This window comes from Candidatus Nanopelagicales bacterium, from assembly GCA_041393815.1.
Classification (GTDB): Bacteria; Actinomycetota; Actinomycetes; order S36-B12; family JAWKJK01; genus JAWKJK01.
This window is the reverse complement of the sequence record JAWKJK010000001.1, coordinates 874,363-894,363: the sequence shown is the minus strand read 5'-3', so window position 1 is coordinate 894,363 and position 20,001 is coordinate 874,363. Positions and strand designations below refer to the sequence as shown.

Below are 20,001 nucleotides of genomic sequence, written 5' to 3'. Positions count from 1 at the left end.
CTCCGTCCCGGTCGACGCTCAGCGGTACGAGGGAGCCGGCGCGGCCCCGTCCAGCTCGAACAGGAGGTCGTCGGCGAAGCAGTACCACCAGTCCTCGCCCGGCTCGTACGACCGGACCACCGGGTGGTCGGGGACCTCGGTCCAGTGGCCGCGAGCGTGCCGGGACGGCGAGGAGTCGCAGCACCCGACGTGCCCGCAGTGCATGCACATCCGCAGGTGGACCCACGTGCCCCCGGTACGCAGGCAGTCCTCGCAACCGAGGCTCGACGGGGTCACGACCGGCAGGTCGTCGACGTGCGCGCAGGCGTCCATGGGACCTCCCCGCACCGCGTGGGGAGCCCTCCCGCACCCCACGACGGCGATCCCCGGACCCTACGTGCGTCGGCCGTGTGCCTCAGCGGACTTCCCCGAAGTGGGCAGGCAATCAGGGGCTTCCCCCCAGGGTCCTTCGGGGACACCCCTCATCCAGACCGCTCGACGGGTCGACGACGGGGGCGCCACCCGAAAGCCGGGTGACGCCCCCGTGCGTCGCGGGGTCGTGCTCGAACCGCCTGCTAAGGGATCGTGATGACTCCCGCGTGGTCGCCATAGACGCGGCCCTGGTTAGACGCGACCCAGACCTGGTACGTGCCGGGCGTGATCGGCCCCTTGATGGTGAACGCCTGCTCCTTCACCTGGACCTTGCCCGACGCCACCGTCGCGGAGTTCCTGGTCAGGTACACCGTGGTCCCGGGCGAGAAGTTGCCCGGCTGAACGCTGAACCGGTTGCCAGAGCGACCGTTGAGCCCGAACGGGATGATCACCAGCGAGAACGTGCTACTGGTGGCCAGCACCGGGCTGCCCCCGCCGCCGATGCGGACGGCGTAGTTGCCGGCCTCGGCGGGGATCCACTGCCCGCCACCGATACTGGTGCCGTCGAAGCGGATGTTGCCTCCGGCCTGCACGGTGGTGCTTGCCTTGGCGGCGCCGTTCAGCGTGACGTACGCGGTCGTACCCGCCGGAACCCCGCTGCTCGTCGCCGAGACCCCGAAGTAGCCGTTGCTGGAGATCTGCGAACCACTCGCGGCGGGCGACGTGACCGTAACCGTGGCCGTGGGCGCCCCGTAGTTCAGCGTGGACGAGGCGGTGAGGCCGTTCGCGGTGAACGTCAGCACCGACTGCGCCGGCGTGGTCGTCCCGGCGCCCGCGGCGTCGTTCTGCGTCCACACCACCTGGCCAGACGCGTTCGTCGTCCCGGCGCTGGTCGAGGCGAACGCGTTCCGCCCGGTCCCCGCCACGGTGACGGCGGCGCCGGACACGGCGGTGCCTGAGCCGTTGAGCAGCGTGACGGTGATCTGCTGCGATGCCCCGAACGCCACCGAGGCCGTCGCCGGGTTCGCGGTCAGCGTGCCCGCTCCGGTGTAGTTGATCGTCGCCGTGACGGACTTGCCGTTGGAGCTGAACGTCAGCGTGTCCTGGAAGACCGTCGAACTCGCGCCGGCGGTGTCGGTCTGCGTGTAGGCCAGCTGCCCGATGGCGTTCGTGACGCCCACAGCCCGTGCGCCGTACACGTTACGGCCCGTGGACGCGACGTAGACCGTGGCGCCGTTGACCGGGTTGCCGACCTGGTCCTTCACCGTGACGGTGAACCCCGTCGTGCCGCCCGGCGCAGCGCTTGCAGTCGTGGGAGTTACGGTGATCGACCCCGTGGGGACGTACGTGACGTAAGCCTGCGTCACCATCGGGTTGCCGCCGCCGTCCGAGCTCTGAATCGTCAGAGTCGCCGAGTAGTTGGTCGTGTTGGCCGGATTCGGGTCGGGGAAGTTGAAGACGTATGTCCCACCGGCGTTGGTGAACCCGCCCGGAAGGACCCCGGCCCCGCGTCCGGAGTAGCCGATGGCGACGGGACGTCCCGGAAGGGCGGTGCCGGTCGGGCCGGTGACCGCGACTGAGAAGCTCTGCACGCCGCCGACCGGCTGGGTCGGACGGACCGGCGTGACCGTGATGTTGCCGATCGTCGTCACCGGGTTGACGGTGAAGGACGCGCTGGACACGAACTCGGACTGATCCGCGGTACCCGGGCAGGGGGTCCCACCCAGCAACGCCGGCACCATGCCGATGGTGTAGGTCCCCGGGTCGGGGAACGCCGCTACGAGATTCCACGATGTCTGGTTGGCCGGAATTGTGGCCGGTACGGCGACCAGGGGGCTGGGCGACGACGGGGTCGCCGCCAGGCAGTAGGTGCCCGGCTCGATGATGAAGCTCGCCCCGGTGTTGAACACGTAGACCTGCCCCGTGTCAATTGCCGGGTTGGTCGGGCCGGTGAGGGTGACCGCGGCGGACGCGGGACCGGCCGTGAACGGGATCAGTGCGGCCACGACGACCGCAGCTGCGGCCGCGGCGACGCCGCGCCTCTTGCGTAGGTTGGTCATGCGTGCTCCTTGTGATCACAGGCCGGATTCCCGACCCCGGCCACGACGCTACGCTCGCGATGCGCTCGGCGGGAGGTGTCGACGCAAGAAGCACCCGGCCGCCGAGAAGGTCACGGGCCGCCGCGTGGCCGAGCGCTGCCGGCCACGACCACCCCTACCAGCATGTCCCGTCGGAGTTGGCGGGCAGGACGCACACGTAGAACCGGTACAGCGTGCGGGTGTACTGCGAGGTGGCCGGCATGACGAGCCGGTACGCCTGCTTCGCGTACAGGTCGTCGGCCACGACCCCCACGGTCAGCTTCGTGAGCCACGGGTAGCTGCTGGAGCAGGTCGAACTGCGGGAGATGCGCACCGTGGCGTTCTCGGTCTGGGTGTACCACCGACCGCCGAAGCGCGCCTGGATGTAGCTTGCGCTGCTGGGGCGGTGCTTCCAGCAGGTGGAGTAGGTCGCCGCGCCGAGGGACGAGAACGCCTTCCCGCACTTCCAGTCCGAGTGGTCCGACGCCGACCACGTGCAGGCCACGTAGCGACCGGCGGCCGAGACCGGGGCGGCCGCCAGCGGGACCAGGAGCAGTGCGGGGAGGAGGAGGGCCAGCAGCAGGCGACCGCGCCGTCGTGTCATCGTCGGCTCCCGACGGCCCGCGCGGCCGCGTCCGCGACCGGGACGAGCGGGCCGTGACACGGTCAGGCTCGCGTTCGTCGCCGCCCTCGGTCAGAGGACAAGGTCCGCGCACGACTCACCCGTTCGTACGGGATCGCGCCTCTCCGGCGGCGGTTCCCGCGCGAGGGGCACGCCCACTGGGACCGACGCGCGAAGTGGATCTTCCGCGGAAGATCCACTTCGCTCTCCGCGGAGCCGTGCTGCTCCTTCCGTGCTCCCCCCACCGCGCCGCGCGCGCGTCCGGGGTTCCGCCGAGGCCGGATCGTGGGGCAGGCTGAGGGGACCGGTGCTGTGCTCCGACACCGGGACGAGGCGGCGGGTACGGAGGGCGTCCGCCCCTCGGGACGAGGAGGCGCCCATGGCGAGACTTCCCAGTCCGCGGGTGCTCGCGGAGCTGATGCGCGGAGGGCATCTCCGCGCACGGATGCGATCGGCACGGGACGGCCTCACCGCGGTCCGCGTCCAGGCGATCGCCGCCGCGATCGACATCGGGCTGCTCGACGCGGTGGCCGGGGGCGCGGGCAGCACGGCGGAGTTGGCCCGCCGCCTGGGTGTGGCGGACCTCGACCTGTTGGACGCGTACCTCCGGGTCCTGGCCGCTGCCGGCCTGGTCACCGGGGACGGCCGGTGGCAGTTGACCCGGTTCGGGCGGGCGGTCGTCGAGGACGACGCAGTCCGTGCGTCGTACCAGGGATTCGGCAGCTACCACACCGACGTCTATCGAGACATGGCGCCGGTGCTGCGCGGTGGCCCCAGGCGTCGCGACACGACTGAGCAGGGCGAGGTGATCGCACGGCTGTCGGCCGCCATCTCCCCGTTCATCCGCGACCGTGTGGTCCGCACCGTCAACGAGCGTCGACCACGTCGGGTGCTCGACATCGGTTGCGGCACAGGGCAGTACCTCTCGGCGATGCTGGAGGCGGCGCCGACCGCGACCGGGATCGGCCTGGATGCCGACGCCGACGCTGCGGCTCTGGCCGAGCGCACCCTGAGGGATCGCGGCCAGGCCGGGCGGGCCACGGTCGCAGCCGCCGACCTCCGGACCGCGCTGGCCACGGGTCATCCGGCAGCCCTCCGTGACGGCATCGACGTGGCCCTGATGGCCAACGTCATCTACTACGAGCCGGTGGACGAGCGGGTGGAGCTGCTGGGCTCCATCGCGGGACTGCTGAGTCCTGGGGGTGCGCTCGTGATCGTCACGACGTTCTCCGGGCCGCAGTTCTTCAGCCGCCATCTCGACCTGGTCCTCCGGGCCCAGGAGGGTCGCATGGAGCTGCCCGCCGCCGAGGTGCTCGTCGGCCAGCTCCGGGAGGCTGGCCTCGAGCCGGAGCCGCTGGAGCCCATGGGCCCGCCCTCCGCCGCCCTCGGCTCGGTGACCGCGGTCCGTCCCGCGGTCGAACCGGTGGGCGGAGCAGAGCACGCATGAGCCAGTGACGGCGACCGGCTGGGGGCGCACCGGCTCCCCACGCCACATAGGGCAGTTGCCCGATGCGGACGCCGTCCGACGGGATCTAACGTCCGGAGATTCGCCCCGGTGAGGGACCGGGGCACCAGCCCTCCAAGGGGGACTCCATGGGTGGACGTGTACGAGGCCGCGCACTCGCGGCGTTGGCGGCGGTGACGCTGGTGGCAGGGCTGGGGTTGGCCGCGCCCGCGTCGGCCGCACCCGGCGGCGGCAATGGCGGCAACAGCGGCAACGCGAAGCTGTGTCAGAAGGGCGGCTGGGAGTCTCTGTACCGGGAGGACGGGTCGACGTTCGCCAACCAGGACGAGTGCGTGTCCTACGGGGCGCAGGGCGGGGTCATCCTCGACGAGCCGCCGGGCAGCCCGTACCAGCAGTGGTGCAAGAGCGCCGGCGGGACCTACACCGGGGTTGGGCCGGTCCCGCGTTACCCCGAAGCGACGGGGCTGGGATGCGTCGGGCTGGCGATCCCCTACACGGACGCTTCAGGGAACCTCACGGCCGAGTATCGCGCGGCGTACGCTGCGGCCACTGCCGCGTGCCTGCTGAGCGCGCCGGACGGCTGGGACACCTCTATTCTTAACAGCATCATTGTCTCGAACGAGGGCAACCTCGCGGAGACTTACTGCTGGCTGGGCAAGAGCGCGTGACGGCCGGATAGACCCAGGAGGCCCTGCCTTGAGCGTCCCGCTCGAGGCGGGGCCTCTGCATTGGCGGTGGCGGTGCCGTGCGGCACCGGGGGAACGTTGAAGGCGTCCGGCCAGCCCGACACGGTGCCGACACCACGTTGACGCAGCTCCGGACGCGACAAGCGGACTGACAGCCAGTTCTCGGCCGGCGTCAACCTCGTGCCAGCGGCCCGGGCACTTGCGGCTGCGCGGGCAGTCCACCGGGCGGGTTGCGCCGGTCCAGGACGCCGACGATGATCAGCAGCCCGGCGAGCACCAGGAACGGCATCCCCACCGTGACCAGGGCCAGCGTCCCACCCAGCCCCGCGCCGGTCACGACCCACGCCACCCCGGCCAGCATCGGTATCACCAGGACGACCAGCAGCAGGACTCCCGCCAGCAACGAGCGGGTGCGCCCCAGCGCGACCAGCGGGACGCACAGCGCCACCATGACGATCAGGCCGACCGGGCCGTGGGTGTCCTCGAACTCCTGCCACGTCGACGCGTACACGACCGTGAGCACCGAGGCGGCAGCCCACAGCGCGACCAGGGCGATCAGCAACGGGGCCGCCCAGGCCGGGCGCAGCAGTGCCAGCGCACCCAGTCCGAGCATCGGAACGACCCACGCGAGCACCAGGCCCAGCCCGTACCACCCGCCCGGGTCGCTGAGCATCTCCCCGGCCACGAACAAGGTCCAGAAGCCCGCCACCATCGCACCCAGAACCAGCACCACGATCACCAACTGCCCGGTGGTTTGCGTATGCGGGGCACTCCTCCACAGCGTCACCGACGCCACCCCCCTCGCCGCGCTGCCTCCCCAATTCGATGATCACCGTTCACCGAGGTGACCGCCAGGGTCCTGAGCCCATGCGTCTTCCACGAGTGCCCTTCACCTGACCGGCCCGCTCCCACCCTTCCGCGATCCATCCGGCGCGGCCTCAGGGCGCCGTGAAGAAGTCAAACGCCCCAACCGGGACCGTGCGGACTCACGAGGCCGCCGAGACGCGGCTCCGCAAGTCGGAGGGGGTGGGGCGGACGAGTCGGCCTGTAAGCCGGATTCTGTGCCCGGCCGGAGCCGGGCGGCGACCATCCCTCTGCGACCACCGTTGCCGATGGCCTGATGCGACCTACCCGCAGGATGGTCCGAGGACCTGGGCGGGCCGCCCTCCTGCGCAGGCGCCGCGTCGCCGCGTCGCCCTCCTGGTCTTGCTCCGGGTGGGGTTTGCCGAGCCGACCGGGTCACCCCGGCCGCTGGTGGTCTCTTACACCACCGTTTCACCCTGACCGGCTCGCGCCGGCGGTCTGCTTTCTGTGGCACTGTCCCGCGGGTCACCCCGGGTGGGCGTTACCCACCACCCTGCCCTGTGGAGTCCGGACTTTCCTCGACACCCGCCACGAGGGGCTGATGCCGCGGTCGCCCGGCCGGCTCGTCCGCCGGACACCAGGGTAGATCACCGCGAGAGCGCAGTCGTGGCGCGCGGAGCACGGGTCCACCGCGCCACGACTGCGACCTCGCGACGATCATGGCGCCGGCGACCGGCAGGATCGGGTCCGTGCTGATCCTGCTCCCGCCCAGCGAGGGCAAGCGGGCCCCCGGCCGCGGCCGGCCGGTCGACCTCGCCACCCTGTCGTTCCCCGGCCTCACCGACGCGCGGCGCACCGTGCTGGACGCGCTGGTGTCGCTGTGCGTCCGCGAACCCGAGGCGGCCCGTGCGGCCCTGGGCCTGTCCGCCGGTCAGGCCGACGAGGTGGCCCGGGACGCCGACCTGATGACGGCCCCGGCCGCCCCGGCCCTGAGGGTCTACACCGGGGTCCTGTACGAGGCGCTGGACGCCGCGACGCTGGACGCGGCGGCGAAGCGGCGGGCCGGGCGCCGGCTGGCGGTCGCCTCGGCGCTGTGGGGCCTGCTACGCCCGAACGACCGGATCCCGGCGTACCGGCTGTCCGGCGGCACCCGGCTGCCCCCGCTCGGCACGCTCACCGGCCTCTGGCGCGAACCCCTCACCGCGGCCATCAGCGAGGCGGCCGGCCGCGGCGTCGTGCTGGACCTGCGCTCGTCGGCGTACGTGGCCCTGGCCCCGCCGGCGGCACCGTGGGCGGCGCGCACGGTCGTGGCCCGCGTGCTGCAGGAACGGGACGGGACCCGGACCGTCGTCAGCCACCACAACAAGCACACCAAGGGCCTGCTGGCCCGGGCGCTGGTCACGACCGGCGACGACCCGCGCACCCCGGACGACCTGGCCGGGCTGTGCGGCGCGCTGGGGTTCCACGCCGAGCTGACCGCCCCGGCCCGGGCGGACCGGCCGTGGACCCTCGACCTGGTGACCTGAGCCCGCCGTCCCCTAGACCCCGTCGGGCACCGGCACGTCGCGCAGGTGCGCGGACTCGGCGAAGCCGAGCAGCGAGGCGTTGCCATCGGCGTACCACGCCACCGACGTCAGCGAGCAGGGCGCGAGCTCCATCCGGTACAGGCTGTGCAGCGGCGCATCGATGGCCAGTCCCACCGCCAGCTTGATCGGGCTCACGTGCGACACCACCACCACGCGGCGCGTCGGGTGCCGCTCGTGCAGCCGGCGCCGGGCCGCGTCCACCCGCGTACGGACCTCGGCGAACGACTCGCCCCCGGGCGGGGCGACGTCCGCGGACGCCAGCCAGGCCTCAAGCTCGACCGGCCAGCCGTCGCGCACCTCGGCGAACGTCCGGCCGTCCCACTCCCCGAAGGCGCACTCCGCGAAGCCGTCCTCGACCTCCAGCTGCAGCCCGAGCCGGCGCGCGACGATCCCCGCCGTCTGACGGGTGCGCAGCAGCGGCGACGTCACCACGACGTCCGCACCACCGCGGCGCTCCAGCTCGACCGCCAGCGCCTCCGCCTGCTCCCGGCCCACCGGGGCCAGCGGCACGTCGACTCCCCCACGGCCGGAGAAACGCTTCTCCAGGCTGTACTCCGACGCCCCGTGCCGGGCCAGCAGGGTCAGCATCGGCGGCCCGAGGTCGGGCGCCCAGCCGAGCACCTTGTTGGCCGGCCGGGCGGCCGCCTCGGCGCGGGCCTCGTCCTCCTCCGCGGAACCGACCACGTCCAGCGGCGGCGGGGCCGCCTCCGGGCAGCGCCGGATCGAGCCGGACCGGCCGCGCTCGATCGCCTCCAGCGACTCGTTGACCAATCGGTCGGCGGCCATGTTCTGCTCGCGCGGCACCCACCGGTACGAGACCCGCTCGTACGGCAGAACCTCACGGGCCTCCAGCGCGATCGCGCGCAGCGTGGCGTTCTTGATCGACCACCGGCCGCTCATCTGCTCCACCACGAGCTTGGAGTCCAGCCGGGCCTCGACCCGGGCCCCCGGGTCGATCTCATGGGCGGCCCGCAACCCCGCCACGAGCCCCTGGTACTCGGCCACGTTGTTGGTGGTGACGCCGATGTGCTCGGCCAGCTCCACCAGGACCTCGCCGGTCTCCGCGTCGCGGACGAGCGCCCCGTAGGCGGCCGGCCCGGGGTTGCCGCGCGAGCCCCCGTCGGCCTCGACGATGAGCAGCCTCACGACAGGCCCGACTCCGCGGTCCGCACCAAGATCCGTCGGCACTCCTCACAGCGCAGGACCTCGTCCGACGCCGCCGCCCTGATCCGCTCGATGTCGACCGGCGTCAGCTGGATCCGGCAACCCTCGCAGCGCCCGCGGTAGAGCGCAGCGGCGCCGACCCCGTCGTGGGCGCCGCGCAGCTTCTCGTACAGCGCGACCAGGTCGGTGGGCAGCTCCCCCGCGACCGACGCCCGCTCGCCGGTCACGGTCGCCAGCTCGGCGTCGATGTCGCCGTAGGCCGCATCCCGCGCCGCCGCGACCGCGGCGATGTCGGTGTCCAGCGCCTCCCGTTCGGCGTTCAGCCGGCCCAGGTCCTTCTGGGCCGCGTCGAGGCGTTCCATCACCTCCAGCTCGACCTCCTCGAGGTCGGACTGGCGCCGCGCCAGCGACTCCAGCTCGCGCTGCAGGCTCTCCAGCTGCTTGGCCGAGCCGACCGTCCCGGAGTCCAGCAGGTCGCGGTCCTTGGCGGCCCGCAGGCGCACCTGGTCCACGTCCGCATCGGCCTTCGCCTGCTCCCGCTCCAGGTCCGACACCAGCGTGCGCGCCGCCACGATCTCGTTGCCGAGGACCGCGGAACGCTGCTCCAGCTCCGCGTGCCGGGTCGCCTCCGGCAGCGACCGGCGCCGATGGGCGAGCTGGTCCGCGCGCGTGTCGAGGGCCTGCAGGTCGAGCAGGCGCAGCTGGGCGAAGGGGTCGACGTTCAGCGGGGGCTCCTCAGGTGCAGGCTCCACGGGTCGGTGACCCGGGTGGAGACGCGGGTCTCCACCGTAGTGCCGCTGCCCGCGAGGTCCTCGACCAGTGCGGCAGCAGCCCGGTCCAGCCACGGCCACTCGCTGGCCCAGTGCGCCACGTCCACGAGCGCGCAGCCGCCGTCGGCGAGGTGCTCCTGGGCCCGGTGGTGGCGCAGGTCCGCGGTGACGAACACGTCGGCGCCGGCCGCGTCGGCCGCCCCCATCAGCGAGTCGCCCGCCCCGCCGCACACCGCGACCCGGCGGACCGTGCGGTCCGGGTCGCCCGCCACGCGGACCCCGTGGCTGGTTGCCGGGAGCGCGGTGGCGACAGTGGCCGCGAACTCCCCCAGCAGGACTTCCTGCGGTAGGTCGCCGACGCGCCCGAGCCCCCGGTCCGAGGGCGGCAGCGCGCGCTCGTAGACGTCGTACGCGGGCTCCTCGTACGGGTGGGCGGCCAGCAGTGCGTCGACCACCGCCCAGCGGCGCGACCGGGGCACGACCATCTCGACCCGCTGCTCGGCGACGGTCTCCAGGCGACCCACCTCGCCCACGTGGGGACGGGCGCCGGCGCGCGGACGGAAGCGACCGGTGCCCTCGAGCACGTACGCACAGTCCTCGTACGCACCGATCCCGCCGGCGCCGGCGGCCGCCATCGCGGCGAGGACCCGCTCGACGTCGGCGTGCGGGACGAACACCACGACCTTGTCGACCGGGTCGCCCGGCAGCGCCTGCAGCGGCTCGGCGTCCACGACCCCCAGCGCGTCGGCCAGCGCATCGGACACCCCGGGCCGGGCCGAGTCGGCGTTGGTGTGCGCACTGAACAGGGCGCAGCCGTGCTCCAGCAGCCGCTGCACCACGCGACCCTTGGCGTCGGTGGCGGCGACCGAGTGCACCGGGCGCAGGAACAGCGGGTGGTGGGTGACCAGCAGGTCGGTGCCGCTGCCGACCGCCTCGTCGGCCACGACCGGGTCGGGGTCGACCGCGAACAGCACCCGACGCACCGTCGCCGCGGGGTCACCGCAGGTGAGGCCGACGGCGTCCCAGGACTCCGCGAGCTGCGGCGGGTAGCGGCGCTCCAGCAGGGCCACGACGTCGGCGACGGTGGGGTGGGGCACGGCGCCGAGGCTACCGACCGGCGCGGCCCCACCGATGGGGAGCCGGGCCGACGGGCAGCCGGGCCGACGGGGAGCCGGGCTGACGGGTGGACCCGGCCCGACTCGAACGGGCGACCTACTCCTTGTAAGGGAGCCGCTCTAGCCAACTGAGCTACGGGTCCGGCTGCAGCCGGGACCCTACCGGGCCGCCACATGAGGAGCCGCGGCCGCCGGAGTCTCGGGCCTCCGGCGACCGCGGCCAGGGATATCTCACACCCGTTCGGCGTCGCGCGCATCCCCTCCGCGCAGAGCGGCGATCGCGGACCGGTACTCGTCGAGGCTGCGGGCCTCCCCCGGGCCGTTCACGACCCGCCACCGCACGACGCCCGCACGGTCGACCAGGAAGCTGCCCCGCGTGGCGAACCCCAGGTGCTCCAGGAACACCCCGTAGGCACGAGACACCTTCCCGTGCGGCCAGAAGTCCGACAGCACCGGGTACTGCAGGCCCTGCTGCTCGGCGAAGACCCGCAGCGCCGACACCGGGTCGCAACTGACCGCCAGAACCGCGGTGCCGTCGTCGAGGGCGGCGGCGAGCTCGTCGCGGAGCTCACCGAGCTCCCCGGTGCAGGTGGGGGTGAAGGCGAACGGGAAGAACACCACCAGGACCTCGTGCCGGCCGCGGTGGTCGGACAGCCGCACGGTCTGCCCGTGCTGGTCCCGCAGCTCGAAGTCCGGGGCGACCTCACCGATCTCGACCATGTCGTCTCCGTTTCGTGCGCTGGTCTTTGGACCGGCAGGATGCCGGTCGTGCCCGTGCTGCCCCCGTCCCTGACCCCGGTGGCCGGGGAGCAGGGACTGCTGTCGGCCGACCTCGCCGCGCTGGGTGCGGCGACGGTCGCGGCGTGGGACCTGTTCCTCGGCACCGTCGAGCGCCTCGACCCCGACGCGCCGGCCCGGGCGAAGGGGTGGACGGTGCGCGAGGTCGTGGTGCACGTCGGCGCGTGGGACGACAGCCGCCGGCTGGCGGACATCCTGGCCGACGCCCGCGCGGGCCGCACCACGACGGAGGACCACGACGCGATAGTGCAGCGACTGCTGGCCCGCCACGGGGCCGCCCCGTACGACGAGGCCCTGGCCATGGTGCGGCGCGCCCGGGAGGAGGCGGCGACCTGGTTCGCGTCCCCGGACCTGGCGGCGGAGGCGGTCCTGGTCAGCCCGTCCCTGCTGGGACCGCTGCCGGTGGCGACCCTGGTGCATGCCACGGCCTACCAGCTGTCGGTCGCCGCCCTCGACCTGGCGCCCGCGGGGGCCGAGGTGCCCGACGACCTGCTGGTGCGCGGGCTGCGGTCCTTGGTCGACTCCGCCGGGGCGCTGGCCGGGCGCGCCGGCGTGACCGCCTCGCTGGCCGCCCTGACACCGCAGGCCCGGGTCGGCACCGGTGCGGACGGCAGCGCCTGGCGCACCGCCGACCTGCCCGCGGACGAGGCGGAGGTGGGACCGGCCATCCAGGCCGACGTCCGGGTGGTGCTCGACGTGACCTCGGGGCGGGCCGCCGTGCCGGCGCTGTACGCCTCGGGCGCGCTGCGGGTGTCGGACCTGACCGGGCTGATGCGGATGGGCCGGGTGGTCGACGCGGTGCCGGGGCTGCCCGGCGGCACCGCGCTGCGCCGGGCGATCACGGTGATGGACGCGGTGGGCGGCACGCTGGCGCGGCTGCCGTTCGGCCGCAGACGCTGACGTTCGGCGGGGCTGCGGGGTCGGGCCCGCTGCGGGCTAGCGACGGCCGAGGCGCGGCGAGACCAGCCGGGTGCCCTGCCAGTCGCGCGCGGCGCTCACGGTGCTGGTCTGCTGCAGGCCGACCGTGGGCGCGGCTTCGGCGATGTCCTCGGAGTCGACGTGGCCATCGCGGCCGGGCTTGGGGGTGAGCAGCCAGACCACGCCGTTCTCGGCCAGCAGCCCGATCGCGTCGACCAGCGCGTCGCCGAGGTCCCCGTCCTCGTCGCGCCACCACAGCAGCACCACGTCGACGACGTCGTCGGCGTACTCGTCGAGCAGCTCCGAGCCGCAGGCGGCCTCGACGGAGGCGCGCAGGTCGGCGTCGCAGTCGTCGTCGAAGCCGATCTCCTGGACCGTGTGTCCGGCCTTGACGCCCAGCTTGGCCGCGGCGTCCCGCTGGCCCTCCGCGTGGTCCGCGGTCGCGGTCACGAACACCCTCCGTGTCGTCGCGGGGCCAACCGACCCCCTCTGCCCGGGCGGCCCCGCCCGGGACCGTGGCGCCTAGTCCAGCGGACCCCACCGCCTCGCGCAAGCACCCGGGCCCTACCCGGCGAGGAACGACAGCCGGACCCGGCGCTCGGGATTGTCCCCGTTGGTGTCCACCAGGCACACCGACTGCCAGGTCCCCAGCGCCATCCGGCCGCCCAGGACGGGCACCGTCGCGTACGGCGGGACGAGCGCCGGCAGCACGTGGTCGCGACCGTGGCCGGGCGAGCCGTGCCGGTGCCGCCACCGGCCGTCCGGGGGCAGCAGGTCCCGCAGGGCCGCGAGCAGGTCCTCGTCGCTGCCCGCCCCCGTCTCGAGCACCGCGACACCGGCGGTCGCGTGCGGCACCCACACGTGCAGCAGCCCGTCGCCGCCCGCCGCGGCCGTCCCGACGAACCTGGCGCACTCGCCGGTGATGTCCCTGACGGTCTCCGCGTCGCCGGTGCGCACCCGGATCTCCACGCTGTCCACCCGGACAGCGTGGCAGGCCGTGGAGCCGCCGGGACCCGCGCTCCCCCCGTTCACGGCGCGGCTCGGCCCCGGGTAGGCGAGGATGGGTCGACACACCCAGCCTCCGGCGCGGCGGCGACCCCGCGCGCGCCCCGACCGAAGGGTTCCCCGTGGCACCCGGACGCGAACGCGAGCCGCTGCTGGCCGGCGGCCTGCCCACCCAGTACGTCGACGTCGACCCCGAGGAGACGGCCGAGTGGACGACCTCCCTCGACCAGGTCGTCGACGAGCAGGGTCCGTACCGCGCGCGCTACCTGATGCTGTCGCTGCTGCGCCGCGCCGCCGAACGCAACGTCGGGGTGCCCAGCCTGCGCAGCACCGACTACATCAACACGATCCCGCCGGAGCGCGAGCCGTGGTTCCCCGGTGACGAGCACATCGAGAAGGAGATCCGCCGTATCAACCGGTGGAACGCCGCGATCATGGTGCACCGCGCGCAGCGGCCCGGGATCGGCGTCGGCGGCCACATCTCCACCTACGCCTCGTCCGCGTCGTTGTACGAGGTCGGCTTCAACCACTTCTTCCGCGGCCCCGACGACCCCGGCGGCGGGGACCAGGTGTTCTTCCAGGGTCACGCCTCGCCCGGCATGTACGCACGGGCGTTCCTCGAGGGCCGGCTCACCGAGCAGCAGATGGATGGGTTCCGGCAGGAGCTGTCCCACCCCGGCGGCGGCCTGTCGTCGTACCCGCACCCGAGGCTGATGCCGGAGTTCTGGCAGTTCCCGACCGTGTCGATGGGCCTCGGCCCGCTGGACGCGATCTACCAGGCGCGGTTCAACAAGTACCTGCACGCCCGCGGCATCAAGGACACCACGCAGCAGCGGGTCTGGGCGTTCCTCGGCGACGGCGAGACCGACGAGGTCGAGACGCTGGGCGCGATCGGCCTGGCCGCGCGGGAGGAGCTGGACAACCTCACGTTCGTCATCAACTGCAACCTGCAGCGCCTCGACGGCCCGGTCCGCGGCAACGGCAAGATCATCCAGGAGCTGGAGTCCATCTTCCGCGGCGCCGGCTGGAACGTCATCAAGGTCATCTGGGGCCGCCGGTGGGACGAGCTGCTGGCCAAGGACCGCGACGGCGCGCTGGTGAACCTGATGAACAGCACGCCCGACGGTGACTTCCAGACGTACAAGGCGGAGGACGGCGCCTTCGTCCGGGAGCACTTCTTCGGCCGGGACCCGCGGACCGCGGAACTCGTGGCGGACTGGAGCGACACGGAGGTCTGGGGGCTGCAGCGCGGCGGGCACGACTACCGCAAGCTGTACGCCGCGTACAAGGCGGCCACCGAGCACAAGGGCCAGCCGACGGTGATCCTGGCCAAGACCATCAAGGGCTGGACGCTGGGCTCGCACTTCGAGGGCCGCAACTCCACCCACCAGATGAAGAAGCTGACGGTCGACGACCTCAAGGCCTTCCGGGATACCCTCCACCTGCCCATCCCGGACAGCGAGATCGACCCGTACCTGCCGCCGTACTTCCACCCCGGGCCCACGCACGAGACCGTGCGCTACGCCCTGGACCGCCGGCGTCGGCTCGGCGGCTCGGTGCCGCAGCGGCGGGACCGCTCCAAGCCGCTGACCCTGCCCGGCGAGGCGGTCTACGACGTGGTGCGTCGCGGCTCGGGCAGGCAGCAGGTCGCCACGACCATGGCGTTCGTCCGCCTGCTCAAGGACCTGATGAAGGACGAGCACATCGGCCACCGGTTCGTCCCGATCATCCCGGACGAGGCGCGCACGTTCGGGATGGACTCACTGTTCCCGACGGCGAAGATCTACTCCCCGATGGGGCAGACCTACCTGTCGGTCGACCGCGAGCTGATGCTGTCGTACAAGGAGAGCGAGTCCGGGCAGATCCTGCACGAGGGCATCAACGAGGCCGGATCCACGGCGTCGCTCATCGCGGCGGGCACGTCGTACGCCACCCACGGCGAGCCGATGATCCCGATCTACATCTTCTACTCGATGTTCGGCTTCCAGCGGACGGGCGACTCGTTCTGGGCGGCGATGGACCAGCTCACCCGGGGCTTCGTCCTGGGCGCCACAGCGGGACGCACGACCCTCAACGGCGAGGGCCTGCAGCACGAGGACGGGCACTCCCACCTGCTTGCGTCGACGAACCCCGCCGTGCGGTCGTACGACCCCGCGTTCGCGTTCGAGGTCGGACACATCGTCCGCGACGGGCTCCGTCGGATGTACGGCGAGGACGCGGAGAACGTCTTCTACTACCTCACCGTCTACAACGAGCCGTACGTCCAGCCGGCCGAGCCCGAGGGCGCCGACATCGAGGGCATCCTGCGCGGGATGCACCTGTTCGCCCCCGCGCCGGCGGATGCACCCGGCCCGCGGGCGCAGGTGCTCGCGTCCGGCGTCGGGGTCAACTGGGCCCTGAAGGCCCAGCAGCTGTTGCGCGACGACTGGGGCGTGCAGGCCGACGTGTGGTCGGTGACGTCGTGGAACGAGCTGCGCCGAGACGGCCTGGACGCCGACCGGCACAACCTGCTCAACCCGGACGCCGAGCAGCGGGTGCCGTACGTGCGGCAGCGGCTGGACGGCCGGCCCGGGCCGGTGGTGGCGGTGTCGGACTACATGCGCGCGGTGCAGGACCAGATCCGCGAGTGGGTGCCGCAGGACTTCACGTCGCTCGGCACCGACGGCTGGGGCATGTCCGACACCCGCGGCGCGCTGCGCCGGCACTTCCTGGTGGACGCGGAGTCCATCACGGTGCAGACCCTGACGATGCTGGCCCGGCGCGGCGAGGTCGACCACGCGGTGCTGCGGCAGGCGATCGACCGCTACCGGCTGTGGGACCCCGCCGCCGCCGACGCCGGCAGCACCGAGGGCTCCGGCTAGCACCGACCCACACCCCCCTCCGCGACGGAATGAGTCCCCGCGTTGCTGAGGACACGTTTCGGGGCGCCCTAGCGACGCGTGGACTCATTCCGTCGGAGAGAATGCAGGACCCTTCGTCCGGTCGTCACGGTCTACCCGGGCTCCGCCGGCGCGGGAGTGGCGTCCGCCCACAGGCCGGCAGCGACCTGCTCGGCCACCGTCGTCTCCGCCAGCAGCCGGACGTCGTCGTCCTCGTCGCCGGCGTAGCGCAGGGAGTACGCCGCCCCGTCGACGTCCGCGCCGACCGCGACGACGGTGGACCCGCGCTCGGCGGTCCACCGCAGCAGCTCGTCCTGCCACCGGGAGCCGGCCAGCAGCAGCATCCGGTAGTCCAGGGTCTTGGTCAGGTACACGTCGACGTGGCTCCAGTCGCCGGTCTCGCACGCCACCGCGGCACGCCGCGGCCCCTCGCGCAGCATCAGCGCGGACTGCTCCGCGGAGCACAGCCGGCGGGCCGGTGCGACGACGTACGTGCCGTCGCGACCCGCGATCAGCTCGGTCACCGGGTCCCACCACTCCCCGACCCGGTCCTGCAGGTCCGCGATCGCCCCGGCGCTGCGTCGCAGCGTCCCGACCAGGTCGACCGGCGACCGTGTCAGCCCGCGCTCCAGCGCGAGCAGCAGCACGAGGGTGTGCAGGTACGACCGGCAGGCCACTCCCCCGACCTCGGTCTCGGCGTGCATCGGCACGACCAGGTCGACCTCCCCGGCCATCGGGGAGTCGGGGGTGTTCGTGAGCAGCGCCACCGGGCAGTGCCCGTGGTAGCGCCCGACTGCCCAGCGGGTCTCCCGCGAGCCACCGCCGGCGGACACCGCGACCACCCGGGTCCCCTCCCGCGGCCGGGGCAGCAGGCCGGATCCGGCCCGTTCGGCGACGGCGTCGACACCGGCAGCCCGCAGTCGGGCGGCGGCGACCGCGGCCGCGAAGTACGAGGAGCCCATTCCGATGAGCACCAGGTGCGGCGGCGGCGCCTGCGTGGCGAAGCCGTGCCACGGGTCCGGGTCGGCGACCAGGCGGTCGGCGAGGCGGCCGAGCACCTCCGGCTTGCGGGCCAGGTCGTCGGCGAACAGCGTCGGGTCCACGTCAGTCCTCGTCGGTCAGGGGGATCAGGTCCTGCAGGGCACCGTCGGGAACGTAGCGCCAGTGCGGCAGGTGGTGGACGGCGTAGCGGAACTCGCGCACCTCCTGCAGCAGCCGCAGCGGGCGCAGCAGCCGGTGGTCCAGCAGCTCCGGCCGCCCGCTCCGGTCGAGGGTGGCGGCGTACGCGGACAGGAACTCCCGCTGCGCCGCGGGGATCCAGGCCGTCACGTACGCCGCGTCGACCCCGTCGGTGCGTCGCAGCACGACCCGGCCGACGTGGTCCAGCGACTGCAGCATCCCGGCCACGTCCCGCGCCGGCGGCTGCGGCGACGCCCGCTCGGCCGGGTCGGCCACCGGGTTGCCGTCGAAGTCGGTGATCGCGTACGCCCAGCCGCCGTCCGCGGCCCGGTGGCGGAGGACCTGGCCCACGTGCAGGTCGCCATGCACCGGGGCCAAGGGCGTGCCGGCGCAGTCGCCCAGGCCGGCGAGCTCGCGCAGCAGCACCTCCCCGCGGGCCCGCAGCCGCGCCCCCTCCATCCCGTCCACCTCGTCGAGGGCGAGGCGCGCCTCCCCGATCGAGGCGTCGGCCAGGTCCTGGGCCCAGCGCGGCGAGGCCGGCACGGCGCCCTCCGCCGACAGGGCGAGGTGCAGCCGCGCGGTGGTCGCGCCCAGCACCCGCGGGGCCGCGGTCGCCCCGTGCAGCGGCCTGCCGTCGGCCGCGGCCGCGCGAAGGTCGCCGACCGCCCACTCCCAGCCGTCGGTGGCCTCCGGCAGGAAGCCGGCGACCGTGGCGAGGAGCACCGCCGCTCCGCCCGTATCGGGGTCGTGCCACTCCACCAGCCCCCAGGGAGGGGGCATCGCGTCGAACCCCGCGGCCACCAAAGCCGCGAGTCGCTGCGGCGCGGGGTGCGGACCCGGGGTCAGCTCGACGGCCCACTTCACGACCGCCGCATCACCGACCACGACCGACTCGTGGGTCTGGTCGACGTCCACCGGGCGCTCGCCGACCACCGGGCGGGCGCCCCATGACACCAGCGTGACGTCGTCGCCGGTGCCCGGCTCGCCCTGCGCAGCCCGGGCCAGCAGGCGCGTGAGTGCCTCCGCGGCGCCGTCGCCAGGGACGGCCCGGCGCCACGCCGGAGAGCCGACCACGAGCGGGGCTGCGAAGCGACGCCCGTCCTCGGCAACCAGGACGGCGAGGACCAGGCCGTCGTCGAGGGGCAGCTCCGCGACCACGGCGAGGTCACCGGCCACTGCCCGGGCGCCCCGGTCCCACCGGCCGGGCAGCGCGTCTCGGGCGGCGACCCGCCGGGTCACCGCGCCTCGGCCGACCGGCGCCCGACCTGCTCGATGACGTCGGCACCGTGCCGCATGCCGTTCCGCGACCGGATCCGTTCCCCCATGTCCGCCAGCCGCATTCGCAGATCGGCGTCCCCGAGCAGCCGGTCCAGGGCGTCGGTCATCTGCTCGTCGGTGAACATGTACGTGGGCAGCCGCACCCCGAGGCCCAGCTCGTCGATGCGCTGGGCGTTGTCGTACTGGTCCCAGAACAGCGGCAGCAGGATCATCGGCTTGCCGAAGTGCAGGGCCTCGGTGGTCGTGTTGTTGCCTCCGTGCGTGATGACGAGGTCCACCTCCGGGATGACCCGGGTCTGCGGCAGGAACTCCGCGCCGACCATGTTGTCCGCGAGTTCGTACTCCGCATGCTGCGGGCCCTTGCTGACGACGTAGCGGTGCGGGGTGCGCCCGAGCACGTCGACCAGCCGCTTCATCAGGTCGACGTCGGCGCTGCCCAGGGACCCCAGCGACAGGTACACCAGCGCACTGCCCTCAGGCCGGTCCGCGACCCCGGCCGGCAGCTCGTACGGCTCGTCGGTCTCGCGCACGCTGGAGTCCATCCGGTGCCACGTGTCGGGAAGCGGTCGCGCGTCGGTGTAGTCGACCTCCTCCGGGAAGACGTACAGGTTCGCGTGCTCGGACTCGTGGATGAACTCCAGGTCCGGCAGTGCCGGCGAGCCGCACTCGACGACCCAGTCGTTGTACTTCTGCCACATCTTCCGGTGCGTACGGTCGTACTCGTCGCGGAACGCGTCCCACTCCGACCGGTCGTCCATCGGCAGCCCGGAGTAGGGCGGCGGGATCTCGGACCCCTTCACCTCCAACGGGTTGCACGAGACGATCCGCACGAACGGCACCCCGGCGGTCATCAGGGCGGGGAAGCACAGCACGTTGTCCTCGACGACGACGTCCGGCTTCACGCGCGCGACGATCTCGCGCAGGTGCGGCTCGCAGTAGACCGCGCCGTCGATCAACGCCTGCCAGGTCGGCTTCATGAACGTGTCGAGCTGCTCGATGGTGGGCTTGCGGAACTCCGGAGCCGTCTCCCGGATGAAGTCCTTCCAGAACTGCCCGGCGTCCTGCTCGCCCGCGTCCTCCGCGGGCGGCGCGAGGTCGACGAGGTCCTCCTCGAACCCGAGGGCCTCGAGCTTGCCCTTCCAGCTGGCCTCGGCCGCGAACACCACCCGATGCCCGCGGTCGCGCAGCACCGCACCGATCCCGATGCACTGGTTGGTGGGTCCGTACGCCGACTCCGGCATGAACAGCACGGTCAGGGGGCGGTCGGCCATGGTTCCTCTCGTCTCCTTCAGGTGACGCCCAG

The 20,001-nt window shown here is 73.3% G+C and carries 18 protein-coding genes, 1 tRNA gene and 1 other RNA gene; 5 read left to right on the top strand and 15 right to left on the bottom strand.

Annotated elements, in window-relative coordinates; all coding sequences use genetic code 11:
- Positions 1 to 18: 18 nt before the first annotated feature.
- The 3 genes from R2737_04070 to R2737_04060 all read right to left on the bottom strand — a co-directional run bounded on the left by R2737_04070 (position 19) and on the right by R2737_04060 (position 3,033).
- Complete coding sequence (locus tag R2737_04070) at positions 19 to 312, bottom strand: UBP-type zinc finger domain-containing protein (protein ID MEZ5115424.1); 294 nt, start codon at positions 310 to 312, stop codon at positions 19 to 21.
- Between the two features lie 242 nt (positions 313 to 554).
- Positions 555 to 2,411, bottom strand: coding sequence for a hypothetical protein (locus R2737_04065; protein ID MEZ5115423.1), 1,857 nt, complete (start codon positions 2,409 to 2,411; stop codon positions 555 to 557).
- Between the two features lie 154 nt (positions 2,412 to 2,565).
- A complete protein-coding gene (locus R2737_04060; protein ID MEZ5115422.1) occupies positions 2,566 to 3,033 on the bottom strand; it encodes a hypothetical protein in 468 nt (155 codons plus the stop codon).
- A 397-nt stretch (positions 3,034 to 3,430) separates the two neighbouring features.
- Between R2737_04060 and R2737_04055 the strand changes: the two genes are divergently transcribed.
- The gene (locus R2737_04055) at positions 3,431 to 4,498 is read left to right on the top strand and encodes a methyltransferase domain-containing protein (protein ID MEZ5115421.1); all 1,068 of its coding nucleotides are present in this window, start codon (positions 3,431 to 3,433) and stop codon (positions 4,496 to 4,498) included.
- 191 nt (positions 4,499 to 4,689) lie between these two features.
- Positions 4,690 to 5,184: a hypothetical protein gene (locus tag R2737_04050; protein MEZ5115420.1), complete on the top strand. Its 495-nt coding sequence runs from the start codon at positions 4,690 to 4,692 to the stop codon at positions 5,182 to 5,184.
- Positions 5,185 to 5,374: 190 nt separating this feature from the next.
- On the opposite strand, the gene R2737_04045 is transcribed toward R2737_04050, so the two are convergent.
- On the bottom strand, positions 5,375 to 5,989 hold the full coding sequence (locus R2737_04045; protein MEZ5115419.1) for a hypothetical protein: 615 nt from the start codon (positions 5,987 to 5,989) through the stop codon (positions 5,375 to 5,377).
- A gap of 245 nt (positions 5,990 to 6,234) precedes the next feature.
- An RNA gene (gene rnpB / locus R2737_04040) (RNase P RNA component class A) lies at positions 6,235 to 6,632 on the bottom strand.
- 123 nt (positions 6,633 to 6,755) lie between these two features.
- Between rnpB and R2737_04035 the strand changes: the two genes are divergently transcribed.
- Positions 6,756 to 7,532: a peroxide stress protein YaaA gene (locus tag R2737_04035; protein ID MEZ5115418.1), complete on the top strand. Its 777-nt coding sequence runs from the start codon at positions 6,756 to 6,758 to the stop codon at positions 7,530 to 7,532.
- A 12-nt stretch (positions 7,533 to 7,544) separates the two neighbouring features.
- Here the strand turns inward: R2737_04035 and R2737_04030 are convergent, their stop codons facing one another.
- The 5 genes from R2737_04030 to R2737_04010 form a co-directional block, all read right to left on the bottom strand.
- Positions 7,545 to 8,738, bottom strand: coding sequence for a bifunctional RNase H/acid phosphatase (locus R2737_04030; protein MEZ5115417.1), 1,194 nt, complete (start codon positions 8,736 to 8,738; stop codon positions 7,545 to 7,547).
- Entirely contained in the window at positions 8,735 to 9,508 is a 774-nt protein-coding gene (locus tag R2737_04025; GenBank protein ID MEZ5115416.1) for a C4-type zinc ribbon domain-containing protein, read from the bottom strand. The genes R2737_04030 and R2737_04025 overlap by 4 nt, the downstream gene beginning before the upstream one ends.
- Positions 9,478 to 10,623 (bottom strand): Nif3-like dinuclear metal center hexameric protein, encoded by a 1,146-nt coding sequence (locus R2737_04020; GenBank protein ID MEZ5115415.1) that lies wholly within the window; start codon positions 10,621 to 10,623, stop codon positions 9,478 to 9,480. Before R2737_04020 ends, R2737_04025 begins: the two co-directional genes overlap by 31 nt.
- An 87-nt stretch (positions 10,624 to 10,710) precedes the next feature.
- Positions 10,711 to 10,784 (bottom strand) — tRNA-Val (locus R2737_04015).
- A gap of 88 nt (positions 10,785 to 10,872) precedes the next feature.
- Positions 10,873 to 11,361, bottom strand: a complete 489-nt coding sequence (locus R2737_04010; GenBank protein ID MEZ5115414.1) for a peroxiredoxin — start codon at positions 11,359 to 11,361, stop codon at positions 10,873 to 10,875.
- A 48-nt stretch (positions 11,362 to 11,409) separates the two neighbouring features.
- Here R2737_04010 and R2737_04005 point away from each other — a divergent pair, with 48 nt between their 5' ends.
- Positions 11,410 to 12,339, top strand: a complete 930-nt coding sequence (locus tag R2737_04005) for a maleylpyruvate isomerase N-terminal domain-containing protein (protein MEZ5115413.1) — start codon at positions 11,410 to 11,412, stop codon at positions 12,337 to 12,339.
- 36 nt (positions 12,340 to 12,375) lie between these two features.
- On the opposite strand, the gene R2737_04000 is transcribed toward R2737_04005, so the two are convergent.
- Both R2737_04000 and R2737_03995 read right to left on the bottom strand, forming a co-directional pair.
- Entirely contained in the window at positions 12,376 to 12,807 is a 432-nt protein-coding gene (locus tag R2737_04000) for a DUF3052 domain-containing protein (GenBank protein MEZ5115412.1), read from the bottom strand.
- Between the two features lie 114 nt (positions 12,808 to 12,921).
- Positions 12,922 to 13,335 (bottom strand): YjbQ family protein, encoded by a 414-nt coding sequence (locus R2737_03995; protein ID MEZ5115411.1) that lies wholly within the window; start codon positions 13,333 to 13,335, stop codon positions 12,922 to 12,924.
- Between the two features lie 191 nt (positions 13,336 to 13,526).
- On the opposite strand from R2737_03995, the gene aceE reads away from it, so the two are divergent.
- Positions 13,527 to 16,223 carry a pyruvate dehydrogenase (acetyl-transferring), homodimeric type gene (gene aceE, locus R2737_03990; GenBank protein ID MEZ5115410.1) on the top strand — a complete coding sequence of 899 codons (2,697 nt, stop codon included), beginning with the start codon at positions 13,527 to 13,529 and terminating at the stop codon, positions 16,221 to 16,223.
- A gap of 131 nt (positions 16,224 to 16,354) precedes the next feature.
- On the opposite strand, the gene R2737_03985 is transcribed toward aceE, so the two are convergent.
- From R2737_03985 to R2737_03975, 3 genes are read right to left on the bottom strand one after another with little or no spacing between them, the layout of a single operon-like run.
- Positions 16,355 to 17,344, bottom strand: a complete 990-nt coding sequence (locus R2737_03985; protein ID MEZ5115409.1) for an SIS domain-containing protein — start codon at positions 17,342 to 17,344, stop codon at positions 16,355 to 16,357.
- Position 17,345: 1 nt separating this feature from the next.
- Positions 17,346 to 18,659 (bottom strand): hypothetical protein, encoded by a 1,314-nt coding sequence (locus tag R2737_03980; GenBank protein ID MEZ5115408.1) that lies wholly within the window; start codon positions 18,657 to 18,659, stop codon positions 17,346 to 17,348.
- On the bottom strand, positions 18,656 to 19,969 hold the full coding sequence (locus tag R2737_03975; GenBank protein ID MEZ5115407.1) for a glycosyltransferase: 1,314 nt from the start codon (positions 19,967 to 19,969) through the stop codon (positions 18,656 to 18,658). The genes R2737_03980 and R2737_03975 overlap by 4 nt, the downstream gene beginning before the upstream one ends.
- Positions 19,970 to 20,001: the final 32 nt, after the last annotated feature.